We start from the raw sequence: 603 nt of genomic DNA on the forward strand, positions 1-603 counted from the left end.
AGACTTCAGTGCTCTGATCAAAGCGCTTCGCCAGGACGATTTGGTGAAGTTGTTGGCCGAACCCACGGTGGTGGCCACCCATGGACGCCCTGCTCGTTTCATCGTCGGTGGTAAAGTGCCTTACATTGTTCCCTCAGGCAACGGTGCGGTATCGGTCCGATACGAAGAGTACGGAACCTCGGTTGACTTTTTGCCGTTCGTGGTCGGCCCCGGCCGGATTCGCTTGGAAGTCCGACCCGAGGTCAGCGAGGTGGACTCGTCACGTTCGATCATCAATGAATCGACTCAAGTGTTCGCGTTCACCCATCGCTATGTCGAAACCGCAGTGGAGTTGCAGGCAGGACAAACGTTTGCATTAGCCGGTTTGTTGCAGACGCGAACCGAGGCGACTCGACGATCAACGCCGTTTTTTGGCGAATTGCCATACATCGGTACGTTCTTTCGCCGGATCAACGAACGTCGCAACGACATCGAATTGCTGGTGACCGTGACTCCGGAAGTGGTTGCCGCGATGGATCCGTGTGAAACACCGATCAGTGGCCCCGGTTTGAATTCCGATTCGCCGAACGACAAAGAGTTTTACCTTCGTGGTTTCTTGGAAGT

The 603-nt window shown here is 55.1% G+C and carries 1 protein-coding gene; it reads left to right on the forward strand.

What is annotated here, in order from left to right; genetic code table 11:
• On the forward strand, positions 1-603 hold a 603-nt coding region (locus RMSM_RS31100), incomplete at both ends, for a type II and III secretion system protein family protein (RefSeq protein ID WP_008706902.1).

Origin of the sequence: Rhodopirellula maiorica SM1 (assembly GCF_000346295.1) — a bacterium.
Lineage (GTDB): Bacteria > Planctomycetota > Planctomycetia > Pirellulales > Pirellulaceae > Novipirellula > Novipirellula maiorica.